The following is a 15,629-nucleotide window of genomic DNA, read 5'->3' as shown; positions in this document are numbered from 1 at the left end:
GGTGACACGCAACACAGTCGGGAGGGGACCGAGGATGCCGGAACAGGCCGATGCGATCGTGATCGGGGCCGGGCTCGCGGGGCTCGTGACCGCCGCCGAGCTCGTGGATGCGGGCAAGCGCGTCATCATCCTGGAGCAGGAGCCCGAGGCGAGCTTCGGCGGCCAGGCGTGGTGGTCGTTCGGCGGCCTGTTCCTCATCGACTCCCCCGAGCAGCGGCGCATGGGCATCCGCGACTCCCACGAGCTGGCCCGGCAGGACTGGCTCGGCAGCGCCGAGTTCGACCGCGCGGAAGACGACTGGGCGCGCGAGTGGGCGGAAGCCTACCTCGCCTTCGCGGCCGGCGAGAAGCGCAGCTGGCTGCGCGAGAAGGGCGTCTCGTTCTTCCCCGTCGTCGGCTGGGCGGAGCGCGGCGGCTACACGGCCACCGGCCACGGCAACTCGGTGCCCCGCTTCCACATCACCTGGGGCACCGGCCCCGGCATCCTCGAGCCGTTCATCGCCACCGTGCGCGCGGGCGTCGAGGCGGGGCTCGTGGAGCTGCGTTTCCGCCACCGCGTCGACAAGCTCCTCACGCGCGGCAACACCGTGATCGGGGCGTCCGGCGCGATCCTCGCCCCCGACGCCGCCGAACGCGGGGAGCCCAGCAACCGGGACGTCACGGGCGACTTCGAGGTGAAGGCCGGCGCCGTCGTGGTGGCCTCGGGCGGCATCGGCGGCAACCACGAGCTCGTGCGCGAAGCCTGGCCCGAGTGGCTCGGCACCCCGCCCGAGCACATGCTGTCGGGGGTGCCCGCGCACGTCGACGGCCGCATGCTCGGGATCGCGGCCGCCGCGAAGGCGCGGCTCGTCAACGGCGACCGGATGTGGCACTACGTGGAAGGCATCGAGAACCACTCCCCCGTGTGGCCCCTGCACGGCATCCGGATCCTGCCCGGGCCGTCGAGCATGTGGTTCGACGCGACCGGCAAGCGCCTGCCCGTGCCGCTGTTCCCGGGCTTCGACACCCTCGGAACCCTCGAATACCTGCGGCAGACCGGCTACGACCACTCGTGGTTCATCCTCGACCAGTCGATCATCGAGAAGGAGTTCGCCCTCTCCGGCTCCGAGCAGAACCCCGACCTCACCGGCAAGAGCGTGAAGGAGCTGCTGCGCCAGCGGCTCGGCAAGGGCGCGACGGATGCCGTCGAGGCGTTCAAGGAGAAGGGCGCCGACTTCGTGGTGGCCGACTCGCTCGACGACCTGTTCGCCGGGATGCGGCGGCTCGCGCCCGAGGTCGAGCTCGACGTGGTGGCGATCCGCCAGGAGCTGGAGGCGCGCGACCGCGAACTCGACAACGCCTTCACCAAGGACGCCCAGGTGACCGCCATCCGCGGTGCCCGGCACTACCGGGGCGACAAGCTCATCCGGGTGGCGAAACCGCACCGGATCCTCGATCCGGCGCACCGGCCGCTCATCGCCGTGAAGCTGCACGTGCTGACCCGCAAGAGCCTCGGCGGCATCCAGACGAACCTGTCGTCGCAGGCCCTCGACGCGAAGGGTCGGGCGATCCCCGGCCTGTACGCGGTGGGCGAGGCGGCCGGCTTCGGCGGCGGCGGCGTGCACGGCTACCGCTCGCTCGAGGGCACCTTCCTCGGCGGCTGCCTCTTCACGGGGCTGCAGGCCGGGCGGGCGATCGCGGCGCTGTAACACCCCGCTGATCGAGTAGCCGCGCAGCGGCGTATCGAGATCACCGCGACAGCGTCCACGCCCTCCGCTTCACGAGCACGTGCCCGCGCTGCGTGGTGAGCCGCGTCCACGGGCCCGTCTCGTAGACCTTCACGGGGTCGTCCCCGAGGAACCCGAGACTGAGCGCCGCGAACGACGCCCCCGCCGGGATGTGCTCGAAACCGGGCGTCTCGCGCCCCCACACCTCGGCGCGCACACGCCGCACGATCGACTCGCCCACCGCATCCGGAACGGCCTCGGCGATCTCGGCGATCCCGCCCGTGGCCACCCCGTCGAGCACGGCCGCCTCGATGCTCGGCACCGCTCGCCAGCCGCCGCGCGGCGGCGAGATCGCCGCCCAGGTCGCCGTGTGCACCTCCATCGGCAGTCCCACCGCCACCGCCTCGTCGCGGCCCGCCGCGATCGCCTCGACGGCGAGCTGCTGCGCCCGCTCCACCCGCAGCAGCAGGGAGCGGATCGGCACGACCACGTCGAACTGGTCGCGGGAGGCGAGCGCCAGGGTGCGCAGGCCGAGCACCGTGGGGGTCTCGTCGAGCAGCCCCACCGGGTACAGCACCGCCGCGTACACCGCGAGCACGCCGCTGCCGCCGATGAGCCGCACCGAGCCGTCCTCCACCCGCTGGGCGCGCGCGAGGAAGACCTGCAGGTCGTCGAGCGACGCCGGGTCGGCGAGGGTGAAGGAGCGGGCGGTCACAACCCTGCCAGCCTACCGGGGCTCCCCCGGCCGACTCGTAGACTGGCGGCATGAGCGACCCCCTCTCGGGACTCGATCCGCTGGCGGGCCTGCTGGCCACCCTCGACCTCGCCGACACGGGCGCGCGTACGAGCGAAGACATCTTCACCGGGCCGAGTCAGTGGATGCCCGGGGGCCGGGTGTTCGGCGGGCAGGTCTACGCCCAGTCGATCATCGCGGCGATCCGCACGGTGCCCGACGACCGGGCCATCCACTCCACGCACGGCTACTTCCTGCGACCGGGAGACGCGACCCAGCCGATCACCTTCTCGGTCGACCGCATCCACGACGGACGCTCCTTCTCGACGCGCCGCACGCAGGCGTACCAGAACGGGGTTCCGATCCTGTCGATGATCGCCTCCTTCCAGGACCACGACCCCGGCCTCGAGCACCAGCTCGACGCCCCCGAGCAGGTCACGCCCCCCGAAGAGCTGCCGAGCGCGGCGGAGGTGCTGGGACCGGTCGACCACCCCGTCGCACAGTTCTGGGCCACGAGCCGCGCCTTCGACATCCGGCACGTGCAGCAACCGATCTACCTGCGAGCCGACCCGAGCCGCACACCGCGTCAGGCGGTCTGGATGAAGACCATCGGCACCCTCCCCGACGACCCGAAGCTGCACCGTGCGGCCCTCGCCTACGCGAGCGACTACTCGATCCTCGAGCCGGTGCTGCGGGCTCACGGGCTCGCCTGGACGCATCGCGGACTCAAGATGGCGAGCCTCGACCACGCGATGTGGTGGCATCGTCCGGCGCGCGTCGACGAGTGGCTGCTCTACGTGCAGGAGTCGCCCACCGCCTCCGGCGGCCGCGGGCTCTCGACGGGCCGCATCTACACGCGCGACGGCGCACTCGTCGCCTCGATCGCCCAGGAGGGCATGGTGCGGGTGCCCGAGGACCAGCTCGACTGATCAGGCGAGCGCGGGTCAGGCGAGCGCGGAACCGATCACGGCCGTGACCTCGATCTCGATGCGCATCTCCGGCTCCATGAGCGGCACCTGCATCATCGTGGCGGCGGGGCGCGCCCGGCCGAACGCCTCCCGCAGCGCAGGCCAGCACCTCTCGAAGTCGGCGCCGTCGCTCAGCAGGTAGTGCACCCGCACGACGTCGTCGAGGGTCGCACCGGCCTGCTCGAGCGCGGCGGCGATGTTGCGGAGCGTCTGAGCGGCCTGCTCGGCCACGTCGTCCGAGATCTCGCCGGTGGCGTAGTCGTAGCCGGTCGTGCCCGACACGTAGACGGTGTCGCCCACGACGACCGCGCGCGAGTAGCCGATCCTCTCCTCGAAGGCCGAACCGGATGAGATGAGACGACGGGGCATCAACTGCGCTTTCCGAACTGCACCGAGGGCTCCACGTAGGGGCCGAACAGCTCGCGCAGTTCATCGGGGATCCGGGAGGGCCGGCCGCTCGCCGCCTCCACCATGACAAGGGTCGTCGAGGCGACCGTGTAGAGCACACGCGGCTCGACGCCGTCGGGCGAGTACACCTCGTAGCAGATCTCGAAGCTCGCACCGCCCAGCCGCCCGATCCACAGCTCCACCTCGATGGGGCTGCGCTGGTACGGGATGGGGGCGAGGTACTCGACCTCCTGCCGCGCGATGAGGCTGATGACGGGGGCGCCGGGGCGCGCGTCGATGACCGCGGTCGGATACGCGGGGTCGGCGACACCGGTGTCCGGGCGCCAGAACGCCTCGATGCGCGCCTCCTCGAGCAGCCGCAGCATCTCGGCGTTGTTGACGTGCGCGTAGGCGTCGAAGTCGCTCCAGCGCAGCCGGATCGGCACGTGGATGCGGGTCATGAGTCCTCGCCTTCGTGGCGCGGCTGGAGCTACGACCCGACGGCGGGAGGCGTTTCCCCCGCCCTCATGTCACGGCTCCAGCCGCGCCATGATCAGTCAGTCGCGGGTGAGCTTGCGGTAGACGCTGCGGTGCGGCTTCGCGGCCTCGGCGCCGAGGCGCTCGATCTTGTTGGCCTCGTAGGCCTCGAAGTTGCCCTCGAACCAGTACCACTTCGACGGGTCCTCATCGGTGCCCTCGTACGCCAGGATGTGGGTCGCGATCCGGTCGAGGAACCACCGGTCGTGGGTGATGACCACAGCGCACCCGGGGAACTCGAGCAGTGCGTTCTCGAGCGACTGCAGCGTCTCGACGTCGAGGTCGTTGGTGGGCTCGTCGAGCAGCAGCAGGTTGCCGCCCTCCTTGAGGGTGAGCGCGAGGTTGAGGCGGTTGCGCTCACCACCGGAGAGCACGCCGGCCTTCTTCTGCTGGTCGGGCCCCTTGAAACCGAACTTCGACACGTAGGCGCGGCTCGGGATCTCGGTCTTGCCGACCGTGATGATGTCGAGCCCCTCCGACACCACCTCCCACAGCGTCTTGTTGGGGTCGATGTTGGCGCGGGTCTGGTCGACGTAGCTGATCTTGACGGTCTCGCCGATCTTGAGATCCCCCGAGTCGAGCGGCTCCAGCCCCACGATCGTCTTGAACAGGGTGGTCTTGCCGACACCGTTCGGGCCGATCACGCCGACGATGCCGTTCGGCGGCAGCGAGAACGACAGCCCGTCGATGAGCACACGGTCGTCGAAGCTCTTCTTGAGGTTCTTCGCCTCGATGACCACGGATCCGAGGCGCGGCCCCGGCGGAATCTGGATCTCCTCGAAATCGAGCTTGCGGGTGCGCTCGGCCTCGGTCGCCATCTCCTCGTAGCGGGCCAGACGCGCCTTCGACTTCGCCTGGCGCCCCTTCGCGTTCGACCGCACCCAGTCGAGCTCCTCCGCGAGACGCTTCGCGAGCTTTGCGTCCTTCTTGCCCTGCACCTCGAGGCGCTGGGCCTTCTTCTCGAGGTAGGTGGAGTAGTTGCCCTCGTAGGGGTAGAGATGTCCGCGGTCGACCTCGGCGATCCACTCGGCCACGTTGTCGAGGAAGTACCGGTCGTGGGTGATGGCGATGACGGCGCCGGGGTACTTCTGCAGGTGCTGCTCGAGCCACAGCACGCTCTCGGCGTCGAGGTGGTTGGTGGGCTCGTCGAGCAGCAGCAGGTCGGGCTTCTGCAGCAGCAGCTTCGCGAGCGCCACACGGCGCTTCTCACCACCGGACAGCACCGACACGTCCGCGTCGCCCGGCGGGGTGCGCAGCGCATTCATGGCCTGCTCGAGCTGCGAGTCGAGATCCCACGCGTCGGCCGCGTCGATCTCCTCCTGCAGCACGCCCATCTCCGCCAGCAGCGCGTCGAAGTCGGCGTCCGGATCGGCCATCGCGGCCGAGATCTCGTTGAAGCGGTCGAGCTTCGCCTTGATGGCGATGCCGTCCTGGATGTTCTCCAGCACCGTCTTGGTCTCGTCGAGCACCGGCTCCTGCATGAGAATGCCGACCGTGTACCCGGGGGTGAGCTTCGCCTCGCCGTTGGACGGGGTGTCGAGGCCCGCCATGATCTTCAGGATCGTCGACTTGCCCGCGCCGTTGGGGCCGACCATGCCGATCTTCGCGCCGGGGAGGAACGCCATCGTGACGTCGTCCAGGATGAGCTTCTCGCCGACCGCTTTGCGGGCGCGCACCATCGAGTAGATGTATTCGGCCATGGTTCGAGTCTATGGGGGCGGGTGATCTCGATACGCCCGCTGCGCGGGCTACTCGATCAACGGGGGTGGGCCCGCGGGCGGGCTCCTCGATCAACGGGGGTGGGGACTGCGCGGGCTCCTCGATCGGTGAGCGAGGTGGTCGAGGAGCGCCCGCGCAGCGGACGCGTCTCGAGACCACCGCCCCCATGCGGGGTGGGCCCGCTGGCGAGCTACTCGATCGGGGGTGGCCGCGGCGCCGAGCGATCCTCTAGATTCTGCGCATGGGGGCATGGAGCGGCGAACCGTTCGGGAATGACGCGGCCGCGGACTGGGCGTGGGAGCTCGCCGAGCAGCGCAACTGGTCGGTGGTGCGACGAGCGCTCGCCGCAGTCAAGTGGGCGAGGTATCTCGATCAGGATGCCGCGGCCATCGCGATCGCGGCGGCGGAGACGGTCGCGCACGGTCTCGGGCGCGGCACGCAGCACGACGGTTACGTCGAGGAGGTCGTGGCGTTCGTGCACCGGGCGGGCCCGCCGCCGCGCCGGCTCGTGAAGCTCGCCCAGCAGGCGCTCGCGAAATCGACCGGCGAGGCGAGCGAGCTGAACGAACTGTGGGACGAGGATCCGGCGGAGTGGATCGTCGCGAACGCGCTCCTCGAGACCGCGCTCGCCGACACCGACTGAACGCGGCCGCCGCTACGCGGGGCGCGCGGTGCCGACGAGGCAGCGGCCGGTGGCCAGCACATCGGCGACGAGGCTCGCGTAGCCGATGTTGCCCCACTGGCCGAGCAGGCAGGTCTCGCCGAAGCGGATCGAGAAGGTGATGTTGTCGGCCGGCTCGTTGATGGCGGTGCGGTCGGGGGTCACCTCCATCGCGTCGCGCGGGAACCCGTGCGCGACGAGGTTGTCGATGAACGCCGCCCCGTTGAGTGCGGCACCCGAGGCGATGAGCTCCTGGTTGATCCGGTCGAAGAACTCGTGGTTGTCGGCCGCCGTGCCGTCGAGCACGGGCGCCGTGGGCGGCGCGGGCGGGGCGCTCGGCTCGGCCGACGGCGACGCCGAGGGGGTGTCGGTGGGGATCGGCATCGGCTCGGGGGTGGTGCAGCCCGCGAGGCTCACCGCAAGCGCGACCCCGACAAGCGCGCGCACGAGTGCGCGACGCGATCGCCTCATCCGGCCCTCCGAGCTTCCTCCCGCGCGGACGGCGCGATCCCGAGCAGTCTAGAACGGCAGGCCGACCGCACTCTGCGCATCGGCCGGGAACCCCGCGGGCTCCGGGGTCTCCGCACCGTGCGGCTCGTCGCGTGCCGGCCCGGCCGCCTCCGGCGCGGGGCGCGGCGTGCGGGTGAAGCTCGTGGTGCCGCGGGCGAGGTCGTGGCCCACCGCGTCCGCGATGATCTCGACGTCGCGACCGGTGCGCTCGCCGTCGCTCCACTCGCGCACCTTGAGCCGCCCCACCACCACGACCTGCTGGCCTTTGTCGAGCGAGGCGTGCACGTTGAGGGCGAGCTGCCGGAAGCTCGCCACCGTGTACCAGTTCGTCTCGCTCTCGACCCAGTTGCCGCTCGCCCGGTCGAAGCGCCGGTGGTTCGAGGCGAGCCGGAAGTTGCTGACCTCGAGCCCTTCGGCGGAGATCGTGTGCTTGACGGGGGTCGCGACGACCCCCGTGACGGCGATGGTGTCGTACATGCGTCCTCCTCGGGATCGGGGGGCGCGGATGCCGGTTCGTGCCGGAGGACATCCGCGCCCCGAGCCGAGCTTCGCGCTCGCGTCGTCCCGCCGGGGCGCGCCGGGACGCATCGGCGGATGGATCCGCCGTTCGCGAATCGGGGAGGAGAGGATCCGGCCTAGTGCTCGCGGAACTCGGGCCGGTCGGAGCCCGGGACGAGCGCCGCATGCAGCGCGCTCTTGGCCACGTCGAGGGTGGGGAAGGTCCCGCGGTAGTCGTCGTCGCCGACGAGCTTCACGGAGTAGCCGTCCGCCCTCTGGTGGATCGCCCCCACGGCCCCGGCGGGCCCGAAGGCCACCCAGCGGCGGTCGACGATCGAGGTCTCGGTGTCGCTCATGCTCCTGCTCCTTTTCGTCACCCTCGACGCTACGCCCGGAGCGCGCGACGCGGCCGAGTTGGGAGCATTCGCTCAGCTTGCCGACGCGCGCAGCACCCCGAGCCCCTCCCACAGCACCGCGAGAAGCCGCTCGTAGCTCGCCTCCACGTCGTCGGGCAGACCGAACCCGCCGGCCGCCTCGAGCAGGATGAAGCCGTGCACGGCCGCGCGCAGGATGCGCACGGCGTCGACGGTGCGCTCGACGGGCAGGCCCGCCTGCCGCACGACGGCGGCCACCGCCTCCACGGCACGGCCCGCGGCCGCCGCCAACTCGGGCGACGCCTCGCGCCCGGGCGCCGGCTGGCTCGCCGCGTAGAGTCCCGGATGCCGCCGGGCGTAGGCGCGGATGGCGCGCCCCGCGCCGAGCAGCGCCTCGGCACCGGTGAGGCCCGCGGTGGCGGCCCGCACCGCCGCGGTCACCCCCTCGACCCCGGCGAGCGCCACCCCGTCGCGCAGCGCATCGAGCGAGCGCACGTGCTTGTAGAGGCTGGGGACCGCCACGCCCGCGCGGGTCGCGACGGCGGCCAGCGTGAGCGGGGTCTCGGGATCGGCGTCCACGAGCTCGACCGCGATCCCCACCACGGCGTCGCGACTCAGCCCCGCCCTAGGCACGCGCGGTCCGGGCGATCTCGCCGACGAAGCCGCGCACGACCGGAAGCACGAGCTCGGGGCGCTGCCGATGCGGGTAGTGCGCCGCGTCCTCCACGAGGAGGGTGCGGGCGCCGAGCACCCGCGCGACGTGCGCGAGCTCCGCGGCCGGGTCGCGGAAGTCCGGGTCGACGGCGCCGATCACCGCGAGCGTCGGCGCGGTCACGGCCGGCACGCGTTGCTCGGCGATCGCATGGTCCAGCACCAGGGCGAGCCGCCGGAACTCGGCGAGCCTCCCCGGGCGCCGCAGCGAGGTGCGGATGGCGGAGACCTGCGCGTCGAGGGCAGCGGGTGCGGTGCCCTTGTTGAGCGCGCGGCGGAAGTATCCGGTCCACACCGCCGTGCCCCAGGGGCGGGCGAACAGCACCCGGAAGAGGGCGCGCATCAGCGTCGGGCTGCCGGAGGCGTTGCGGGTGAACGGCGACAGCAGCACGAGACCCGAGACGAGCTCGGGGCGATCGGCGGCCGCGACGATCGCCGATGAGGCGCCCATCGAGGTCCCCACGACGATCGCCGGCCCGCCGAGCACCTCGATGAGAGCGGCGATGTCGGATGCCGTCGCGGCGTCGCCGAGCTCCGCGAAGCCGGTGTCGGATGCGCCGTGCCCGCGCAGTTCGAGCGAGGCGACGCGGAAGCCGTCGGCGGCGAGCGCCTCGGCGAGCTCGGTGTCGGACGCGGCGAGGTCGCCCATCCCGGGGACGGTGACGACGAGCGGGCCGTCGCCGCGCAGCGTGTACGCGACGCGGCCCGTTCCTGCGGGGTGCGGTCGGTCGAGGAAGGAGGTCATGCCTGAAAGCTAATGGCATTAGCTTTCAGGCGCAAGCCCCCCGCCGCGAGCCGGGTTACGCCGCCTTGACGTACTGCGCGTAGCTCTTGCGGACCTTCGACACCTTCGGCAGCGCCACCGCGAGGCAGTAGCCCTGGTTGGGGTTCTTGGCGAAGAAGTCCTGGTGGTACTCCTCGGCCCGGTAGAACTCGCCGAGCTTCGTGATCGTGGTGACCACGCCACCGCCCCAGATCTCGCTCGCACGGTCGCGGGCGGCCTCGAACTCGGCCTTCTGCTCGTCGTCGGCGTAGAACATCGCCGAGCGGTACTGCGTGCCGACGTCATTGCCCTGGCGGTTCAGCTGACGCGGGTCGTGAAGGGTGAAGAACACGTCGAGGATGACGCTCGCGGGGATCACGGTCTCGTCGAAGGTGACCTCCACCGCCTCCGCGTGATCCGTCGTGCCCGTGCAGACCAGCTCGTACGAGGGGTTCGGCACGTGCCCGCCCGTGTAGCCGGACACCACGTCCTGGACACCCTCGAGCGTGCGATACACGGCGTCGAGACACCAGAAGCAGCCGCCGGCGAGAACGAATGTGCGCATGATGCGACCCTACTTTCCTGAGGTTCGGGGGGACACCCGGTACAACACAGCGCGGCACGATTCCGTTCCTTAGGCTGGAGCGGTGACCTACGACGCCGCCGCCGACCGCTACGACCACCTCGACTACGCCCGCGTGGGCCGGAGCGGACTCAAGATCCCCCGCATCTCGCTCGGCCTCTGGAACAACTTCGGCCACGACCGGCCGCTCACCACCCAGCGCGACATCCTGCTGCGCGCCTTCGACCTCGGGGTCACCCACTTCGACCTCGCGAACAACTACGGCCCGCCCGCCGGATCCGCCGAGGAGAACTTCGGCCGCATCCTCGAGAGCGAGCTGCGCCCCTACCGCGATGAGCTCGTCATCTCGTCGAAGGCCGGCTACGGGATGTGGGACGGCCCGTACGGCGATTGGGGTTCGCGCAAGTACCTGCTGAGCTCGCTCGACCAGTCGCTCACCCGGCTCGGCCTCGACTACGTCGACATCTTCTACCACCACCGTTTCGACCCCGAGACCCCCCTCGAGGAGACGATGGGCGCCCTCGCGCACGCCGTCCGCTCGGGCAAGGCGCTCTACGTGGGCATCTCCAACTACGGCCCGGACGAGACCCGCCGCGCCCACGCGCTGCTCGCCGCCGAAGGGGTGTCGCTGCTCATTCACCAGCCGCGCTACAACATGTTCGACCGCACGGTCGAGGACGGTCTGCTGGATGCCATCGCCGAGCTCGGCATCGGCTCGATCGTGTTCTCGCCGCTCGCCCAGGGCATGCTGACCGACCGCTACCTGGGCGGGATCCCCGCGGGCTCGCGCGCGGCGGAGGGCCGCTGGATCAGCGGCGACAACATCACCGACACCTACCTCGCCCGCGCCCGCGCGCTCAACGAGATCGCGCAGGGCCGCGGGCAGACGCTCGCCCAGCTCGCGCTGAGCTGGGTGCTGCGCCACCCGCAGGTGACGAGTGCGCTCATCGGGGCGTCGAGCGTCGCCCAGCTCGAGTCGAGCCTCGCTGCGCTCGAGGCGCCCGCGCTGACCGCCGACGAGCTCGCCGCGATCGAGCCGCACGCCGTGCACGGCACCGAGCGACTGTAGGGGTCGCGCCGGGCCGGTGGTCTCGAGACCACCGGCCCGGATATCGCGGCACGCGAGCCGGGACCGCCGCATCCGCGACACCCCGGCGTAGGGTGCGGGCCATGGCATGGTGGAACAACTTCGTCGACTGGTTCTATTCGGAGGACGGTCAGCGTGTCCTGACGTCCGTCGTGATCCCGTTCCTCGCGATCGTGGTCGCCGGCGTGATCGGCGCCCTCATCGGACGCGCGGCGACCAAGCGCATCGTCGCCCAGCGCGACCACGAGACCCGGGCCGCAGCCGTCTCCGCCCTCATCTCGGCGGGGCAGAACGCGGCGCGCTGGCACAGCCAGACCCCCGCCGCGCGGGAGCACGCCGAACGCCTCGCGAACGACGCGGATGTGCTCGTGCGGCTGCTGCCGATCTCCGGTGCCAGCTACGCGGCCGATTGGGCCTCGCACCAGCTCGCCGACATGCGCACCAACTCGGTGAGCTTCAGCTACCAGGCCGACCAGACCCTCTCCGAATACCGCGAGCGGCTCGTGCTGTGGCTGCACAAGCCGAGCAAGGGGCGCAAGCTCTTCGCCGCCGACCTGGAGCGCTGGCGCTACGAGGCTCAGGCGGCCGATCCGCTCATCGTCGAGCAGCAGAAGTGGGCCGAGGATCAGTTCACCGCGGTCACCCACGAGCCCGTCGTGCACGCCGATGAGGTGCCGCTGCCCGTCGAGACCGCCGTGTTCGAGACCCCGGTGATCGAGACGGCGGCGGTCGAGACGGCGCCCGAGGCGCCCGCGGAAGGCGCGGATGCCGGGATCCCGGCGGATCCCTACGCGGCGCCCGTCGCGCCCGTGTTCCCGCCGGCCGAGAGCACCGCCGAGCCGAAGCTCGGCGCGTAACCCACGCCGCCGACGCCCATCCGCGCGCGGGGTGGCGCGAATCGGTGTCGGTTCTGAGCGCACGTCGGCGCCGGGCGATCGCGCTGTCGATATGGACAATTCGTCCATGTGGTGATTATATGGACGCACAGTTCATATAAAGTCTCTCGAAGGAACCCACATGAGCACCCTCTCGACCACCGGCCGTGTCGCACTCGTCACCGGCGGCAGCGGCGGGATCGGCCACGCCGTCGTCGAACGGCTCGCCGCCGACGGCTACGCCCTCGCTGTGCACTACGCCGGCAACCAGGCCGCAGCGGATGCCGTCGTCGCGACGATCATCGCCGCGGGCGGCCAGGCGATCGCGGTCGGCGGCGACGTCGCCGACGAGGTCGCGATGGCGGACGCCTTCGCGCAGACCGAGAAGGCCTTCGGCGGCATCGACGTCGTGATCAACACCGCCGGGATCATGATCCTCTCGCCGGTCGCGACGCTGAACCTCGACGACCTCGACCGGATGCATCGGACCAACATCCGCGGCACCTTCGTGGTCTCGCAGCTGGCCGCCAACCGCGTGCGCGCCGGCGGCGCGATCATCAACTTCTCCACCTCGGTGACGAAGCTCGCCCTCCCCGGCTACGCCGCCTACGCCGCCTCCAAGGGCGCGGTCGACGCGATCAGCCTCGTGCTCGCCAAGGAGCTGCGCGGAAAGGACATCACGGTCAACGCCGTCGCCCCCGGCCCCACCGCCACGCCGCTGTTCCTCGACGGCAAGGACGCGGAGACCATCGAGCGGATGGCCACGATGAACCCGATCGAACGCCTCGGCACCCCGGAGGACATCGCCGAGGCGGTCGCCTTCCTTGCCGGTCCCGCGCGCTGGGTCAACGGGCAGACCATCTACGTCAACGGCGGCATGGTCTGAGCACGGCCGAGCGCAGACCGGGATCCCCGACATGACCGACAGCACCCCTCGTCCCGCCATCCGCAGCTCCCGCGGTCGCGGACGACGTCCCGCCGACGAGGTGCGCGCCGACGTCCTGCGCGCCGTCGGGGAGATGCTCCTGCGCGACGGCCTCGCCGAGCTGAGCTTCGAGCGCATCGCCCGCGAAGCCGGTGTGAGCAAGACCACCCTCTACAAGTGGTGGCCCTCCGTCGGCGCACTCGCCCTCGAGGGGTACTTCCATGCCGTCGAGGACACCCTCGCGTTCCCCGACACGGGCGACATCCGCGCCGATCTCACCACGCAACTGCATCACTTCGTCGCCCTGATGACCGCGACTCCCGCCGGACGACTCCTCACCGAACTGATCGGGCGATCCCAGAGCGATCCCGAGCTCGCCTCCGAGTACCGACGGCTGTACTCCTCGGGACGACGACGACTCGCCACCGTCAGGCTGCGTCGAGCGCAGGAGGCGGGACAGATTCGGGCCGATGTGCCCGTCGAGGTCCTCGTCGACCAGCTGTGGGGAGCGATCTATCATCGGCTGCTCATCCCCGACGAGCCCGTCGACGAGGCGTACGCCGACGTCCTCATCCGCAACCTCTTCGACGGGATCGCCTGAGCCGAGGACGCCGCCGATGCAGCTCGGGTGCGCGTCCCGGGCTCGAGCGTTGGTGCCCTCGGCAGGAATCGAACCTGCGACCAAGAGATTAGAAGGCTCCTGCTCTATCCGCTGAGCTACGAGGGCGCGGACACAGGCTACCCCAGGGCATGCCGCTCGCCCCCGAGAGTGCATACCCAAGTTATATAACTTAGGTATATACTTGCCGACGTGATGCACACCGACACGCTCGAATCCCTCCTCGTCTCCACCCACCGGCTCACCCGGATCGCGGCACAGGTCGTCGGCAACACGACACCCTCCGCGATCTGGCGCACGCTGTCGATCCTCGAATCCGACGGCCCCATGCGCATCGGCGAGCTCGCCACCGCGAGCCGCGTCACCCAGCCCGGCATGACCCGCCTGCTCGCGACCATGGTCGAGGAGGAGCTCGTCACCCGCATCGCCGACCGCGACGACTCGCGCGCCTGGCTCATCGTGGTGAGCAAGAAGGGGGCGAAGGCCCTCGCCGAGTGGCGCGCGAAGCTCGCCGAAACCCTGGAGCCGTGGTTCGGCGAACTGAGCGACGCCGACTGGAAGGCCCTCTCCACCGCGGCCGCCATCCTCGAGAGCCGCCTCGGCCAGAACGCCGCCGCGGTGGCCTCATGAGCGGGCACGGCGGCGGCAGCATCCTGAAGCAGCCGCGCACCGTCTGGGTGGTCGCGTTCGCCTCCGTCATCGCCTTCATGGGCATCGGGCTCGTCGACCCGATCCTCCCGGCCATCGCCCACGACCTGCAGGCCACCCCCGCGCAGACCGAGCTGCTGTTCACGAGCTACCTGCTCGTCACCGGGCTCGCCATGCTCGTCACCAGTTGGGTGTCGAGCCGGATCGGCGCCCGCTGGACGCTGCTCATCGGACTCGTGCTCATCGTCGGCTTCGCCCTCGCCGCCGCGATGTCGGGATCGGTCGGCGCGGTCATCGGGTTCCGTGCCGGATGGGGCCTCGGCAACGCGCTCTTCATCTCCACCGCGCTCGCCACCATCGTCGGCGCGGCGAGCGGCGGATCGGGTGCCGCGGTCGTGCTCTACGAGGCCGCCCTCGGCCTCGGCATCGCGATCGGGCCGCTGCTGGGCGGCCTCCTCGGCACCCTCAGCTGGCGCGGACCGTTCTTCGGCACCGCCGCCCTCATGGCGCTCGCGGTCATCGCGCTCGCGGTGCTGCTGCCGCGCGACAAGGGGCCGCGCGAGAAGCGCCGGCTCTCCGACCCCATCCGGGCACTGCGCAAGCCCGCGCTCGCGCTGCTCGCCGTCGCGGCACTGTTCTACAACGTCGGCTTCTTCACCCTGCTCGCCTTCAGCCCGTTCCCCCTCGGGCTCGACGCGATCGGCCTGGGCCTGGTGTTCTGCGCCTGGGGCGTCGGCCTCGCCATCACGAGCGTCTGGGTCGCGCCGATCCTCACCGCGCGGATGCCGCGCTCGCGCGTGCTCGCGATCGTGCTGCCGCTGCTCGCCCTCGACCTCGTGGTCGCCGGGCTCGTCGTCGGCTCCGTCGTCGGGCTCATCAGCTGCATCATCGTGGGGGGCCTGCTGCTCGGCATCCTCAACACGGTGCTCACCGAGACCGTCATGGACTCCACCGAGCTGCCGCGTCCCGTCGCCTCCTCGGCCTACTCCGCCGTGCGGTTCCTCGGCGGCGCCGCCGCACCCCCGCTCGCCGCGACCCTCGCCGAGCTCGCGGGCGACCAGGTGCCGTACTACTTCGCCGCCGCCGCCGTGCTCGTCTCGACCGCGCTCGTCGTCGTCGGTCGCCCCCTGCTGGCCCGCGCCGACGCGGCAGGCGGCCACGGCGCCGTCGACGAGGCGGAGGAGATCGGACTCGGCGACGCCGCCTAGCGGCAACGGCGACCCCCGGGCGTCGCTGGGCGAGCATGGTGCGGTTTCGGCCGGATGGCGCGGTTTCGCGGGTGCCATCCGGCCGAAACCGCACCACGGACTCCCGCGGCACTCCCCC

General features: G+C 71.2%; 19 protein-coding genes and 1 tRNA gene. 9 read left to right on the top strand and 11 right to left on the bottom strand.

Annotation, left to right across the window (positions count from 1 at the left end):
- Nucleotides 1–34 precede the first annotated feature (34 nt).
- A complete protein-coding gene (locus tag FLP23_RS06490; RefSeq protein WP_149325104.1) occupies nt 35–1,687 on the top strand; it encodes an FAD-binding dehydrogenase in 1,653 nt (550 codons plus the stop codon).
- Nucleotides 1,688–1,727: 40 nt separating this feature from the next.
- Here the strand turns inward: FLP23_RS06490 and FLP23_RS06485 are convergent, their stop codons facing one another.
- Nucleotides 1,728–2,420, bottom strand: coding sequence for a DUF8185 domain-containing protein (locus FLP23_RS06485; RefSeq protein WP_149325103.1), 693 nt, complete (start codon nt 2,418–2,420; stop codon nt 1,728–1,730).
- Nucleotides 2,421–2,470: 50 nt separating this feature from the next.
- Here FLP23_RS06485 and FLP23_RS06480 point away from each other — a divergent pair, with 50 nt between their 5' ends.
- On the top strand, nt 2,471–3,367 hold the full coding sequence (locus tag FLP23_RS06480; RefSeq protein ID WP_149325102.1) for an acyl-CoA thioesterase: 897 nt from the start codon (nt 2,471–2,473) through the stop codon (nt 3,365–3,367).
- A gap of 15 nt (nt 3,368–3,382) precedes the next feature.
- Here the strand turns inward: FLP23_RS06480 and FLP23_RS06475 are convergent, their stop codons facing one another.
- The 3 genes from FLP23_RS06475 to ettA form a co-directional block, all read right to left on the bottom strand.
- Complete coding sequence (locus tag FLP23_RS06475; RefSeq protein ID WP_149325101.1) at nt 3,383–3,775, bottom strand: RidA family protein; 393 nt, start codon at nt 3,773–3,775, stop codon at nt 3,383–3,385.
- Entirely contained in the window at nt 3,775–4,254 is a 480-nt protein-coding gene (locus FLP23_RS06470; RefSeq protein WP_149325100.1) for an acyl-CoA thioesterase, read from the bottom strand. The genes FLP23_RS06475 and FLP23_RS06470 overlap by 1 nt, the downstream gene beginning before the upstream one ends.
- A 96-nt stretch (nt 4,255–4,350) precedes the next feature.
- A complete protein-coding gene (ettA, locus tag FLP23_RS06465; RefSeq protein ID WP_149325099.1) occupies nt 4,351–6,030 on the bottom strand; it encodes an energy-dependent translational throttle protein EttA in 1,680 nt (559 codons plus the stop codon).
- Nucleotides 6,031–6,290: 260 nt separating this feature from the next.
- Between ettA and FLP23_RS06460 the strand changes: the two genes are divergently transcribed.
- On the top strand, nt 6,291–6,692 hold the full coding sequence (locus tag FLP23_RS06460; protein ID WP_149325098.1) for a DUF4259 domain-containing protein: 402 nt from the start codon (nt 6,291–6,293) through the stop codon (nt 6,690–6,692).
- Nucleotides 6,693–6,704: 12 nt separating this feature from the next.
- Here the strand turns inward: FLP23_RS06460 and FLP23_RS06455 are convergent, their stop codons facing one another.
- From FLP23_RS06455 to msrA, 6 genes are all read right to left on the bottom strand, one after another.
- On the bottom strand, nt 6,705–7,181 hold the full coding sequence (locus FLP23_RS06455) for a DUF6993 domain-containing protein (protein ID WP_149325097.1): 477 nt from the start codon (nt 7,179–7,181) through the stop codon (nt 6,705–6,707).
- Nucleotides 7,182–7,229: 48 nt separating this feature from the next.
- Complete coding sequence (locus FLP23_RS06450) at nt 7,230–7,697, bottom strand: single-stranded DNA-binding protein (RefSeq protein ID WP_168200392.1); 468 nt, start codon at nt 7,695–7,697, stop codon at nt 7,230–7,232.
- Nucleotides 7,698–7,855: 158 nt separating this feature from the next.
- Nucleotides 7,856–8,074, bottom strand: a complete 219-nt coding sequence (locus FLP23_RS06445; RefSeq protein ID WP_149325095.1) for a methyltransferase — start codon at nt 8,072–8,074, stop codon at nt 7,856–7,858.
- A 72-nt stretch (nt 8,075–8,146) separates the two neighbouring features.
- Complete coding sequence (locus tag FLP23_RS06440; protein ID WP_246139921.1) at nt 8,147–8,695, bottom strand: TetR-like C-terminal domain-containing protein; 549 nt, start codon at nt 8,693–8,695, stop codon at nt 8,147–8,149.
- Between the two features lie 22 nt (nt 8,696–8,717).
- Nucleotides 8,718–9,548: an alpha/beta fold hydrolase gene (locus FLP23_RS06435; RefSeq protein ID WP_149325093.1), complete on the bottom strand. Its 831-nt coding sequence runs from the start codon at nt 9,546–9,548 to the stop codon at nt 8,718–8,720.
- 55 nt (nt 9,549–9,603) lie between these two features.
- Entirely contained in the window at nt 9,604–10,131 is a 528-nt protein-coding gene (msrA, locus tag FLP23_RS06430; RefSeq protein ID WP_149325092.1) for a peptide-methionine (S)-S-oxide reductase MsrA, read from the bottom strand.
- A gap of 82 nt (nt 10,132–10,213) precedes the next feature.
- Between msrA and FLP23_RS06425 the strand changes: the two genes are divergently transcribed.
- From FLP23_RS06425 to FLP23_RS06410, 4 genes are all read left to right on the top strand, one after another.
- On the top strand, nt 10,214–11,218 hold the full coding sequence (locus FLP23_RS06425) for an aldo/keto reductase (RefSeq protein ID WP_149325091.1): 1,005 nt from the start codon (nt 10,214–10,216) through the stop codon (nt 11,216–11,218).
- A gap of 101 nt (nt 11,219–11,319) precedes the next feature.
- Nucleotides 11,320–12,093 carry a hypothetical protein gene (locus FLP23_RS06420; protein ID WP_149325090.1) on the top strand — a complete coding sequence of 258 codons (774 nt, stop codon included), beginning with the start codon at nt 11,320–11,322 and terminating at the stop codon, nt 12,091–12,093.
- 160 nt (nt 12,094–12,253) lie between these two features.
- Nucleotides 12,254–12,997, top strand: a complete 744-nt coding sequence (locus FLP23_RS06415; RefSeq protein ID WP_149325089.1) for an SDR family oxidoreductase — start codon at nt 12,254–12,256, stop codon at nt 12,995–12,997.
- 31 nt (nt 12,998–13,028) lie between these two features.
- Complete coding sequence (locus FLP23_RS06410; protein ID WP_149325088.1) at nt 13,029–13,637, top strand: TetR/AcrR family transcriptional regulator; 609 nt, start codon at nt 13,029–13,031, stop codon at nt 13,635–13,637.
- A 50-nt stretch (nt 13,638–13,687) separates the two neighbouring features.
- On the opposite strand, the gene FLP23_RS06405 is transcribed toward FLP23_RS06410, so the two are convergent.
- Nucleotides 13,688–13,763: transfer RNA gene (locus FLP23_RS06405), tRNA-Arg, on the bottom strand.
- Nucleotides 13,764–13,850: 87 nt separating this feature from the next.
- Here FLP23_RS06405 and FLP23_RS06400 point away from each other — a divergent pair.
- Together FLP23_RS06400 and FLP23_RS06395 are read left to right on the top strand one after the other, a co-directional pair.
- Nucleotides 13,851–14,285: a MarR family winged helix-turn-helix transcriptional regulator gene (locus FLP23_RS06400; protein WP_149326226.1), complete on the top strand. Its 435-nt coding sequence runs from the start codon at nt 13,851–13,853 to the stop codon at nt 14,283–14,285.
- Nucleotides 14,282–15,511: an MFS transporter gene (locus FLP23_RS06395; RefSeq protein WP_149325087.1), complete on the top strand. Its 1,230-nt coding sequence runs from the start codon at nt 14,282–14,284 to the stop codon at nt 15,509–15,511. Before FLP23_RS06400 ends, FLP23_RS06395 begins: the two co-directional genes overlap by 4 nt.
- Nucleotides 15,512–15,629: the final 118 nt, after the last annotated feature.

The organism is Protaetiibacter larvae (genome assembly GCF_008365275.1).
Lineage (GTDB): Bacteria > Actinomycetota > Actinomycetes > Actinomycetales > Microbacteriaceae > Homoserinibacter > Homoserinibacter larvae.
This window is presented reverse-complemented; position numbering and strand designations above follow the sequence as displayed.

Bases quoted from the DNA above. Each gene is read 5' to 3' on its own strand.
- FLP23_RS06490 (WP_149325104.1), top strand. From the start codon at position 35: ATGCCGGAACAGGCCGATGCGATCGTGATCGGGGCCGGGCTCGCGGGG.
- FLP23_RS06480 (WP_149325102.1), top strand. From the start codon at position 2,471: ATGAGCGACCCCCTCTCGGGACTCGATCCGCTGGCGGGCCTGCTGGCC.
- FLP23_RS06475 (WP_149325101.1), bottom strand. From the start codon at position 3,775: ATGCCCCGTCGTCTCATCTCATCCGGTTCGGCCTTCGAGGAGAGGATC.
- FLP23_RS06470 (WP_149325100.1), bottom strand. From the start codon at position 4,254: ATGACCCGCATCCACGTGCCGATCCGGCTGCGCTGGAGCGACTTCGAC.
- ettA (WP_149325099.1), bottom strand. From the start codon at position 6,030: ATGGCCGAATACATCTACTCGATGGTGCGCGCCCGCAAAGCGGTCGGC.
- FLP23_RS06460 (WP_149325098.1), top strand. From the start codon at position 6,291: ATGGGGGCATGGAGCGGCGAACCGTTCGGGAATGACGCGGCCGCGGAC.
- FLP23_RS06455 (WP_149325097.1), bottom strand. From the start codon at position 7,181: ATGAGGCGATCGCGTCGCGCACTCGTGCGCGCGCTTGTCGGGGTCGCG.
- FLP23_RS06450 (WP_168200392.1), bottom strand. From the start codon at position 7,697: ATGTACGACACCATCGCCGTCACGGGGGTCGTCGCGACCCCCGTCAAG.
- FLP23_RS06445 (WP_149325095.1), bottom strand. From the start codon at position 8,074: ATGAGCGACACCGAGACCTCGATCGTCGACCGCCGCTGGGTGGCCTTC.
- FLP23_RS06435 (WP_149325093.1), bottom strand. From the start codon at position 9,548: ATGACCTCCTTCCTCGACCGACCGCACCCCGCAGGAACGGGCCGCGTC.
- msrA (WP_149325092.1), bottom strand. From the start codon at position 10,131: ATGCGCACATTCGTTCTCGCCGGCGGCTGCTTCTGGTGTCTCGACGCC.
- FLP23_RS06420 (WP_149325090.1), top strand. From the start codon at position 11,320: ATGGCATGGTGGAACAACTTCGTCGACTGGTTCTATTCGGAGGACGGT.
- FLP23_RS06415 (WP_149325089.1), top strand. From the start codon at position 12,254: ATGAGCACCCTCTCGACCACCGGCCGTGTCGCACTCGTCACCGGCGGC.
- FLP23_RS06410 (WP_149325088.1), top strand. From the start codon at position 13,029: ATGACCGACAGCACCCCTCGTCCCGCCATCCGCAGCTCCCGCGGTCGC.
- FLP23_RS06400 (WP_149326226.1), top strand. From the start codon at position 13,851: ATGCACACCGACACGCTCGAATCCCTCCTCGTCTCCACCCACCGGCTC.
- FLP23_RS06395 (WP_149325087.1), top strand. From the start codon at position 14,282: ATGAGCGGGCACGGCGGCGGCAGCATCCTGAAGCAGCCGCGCACCGTC.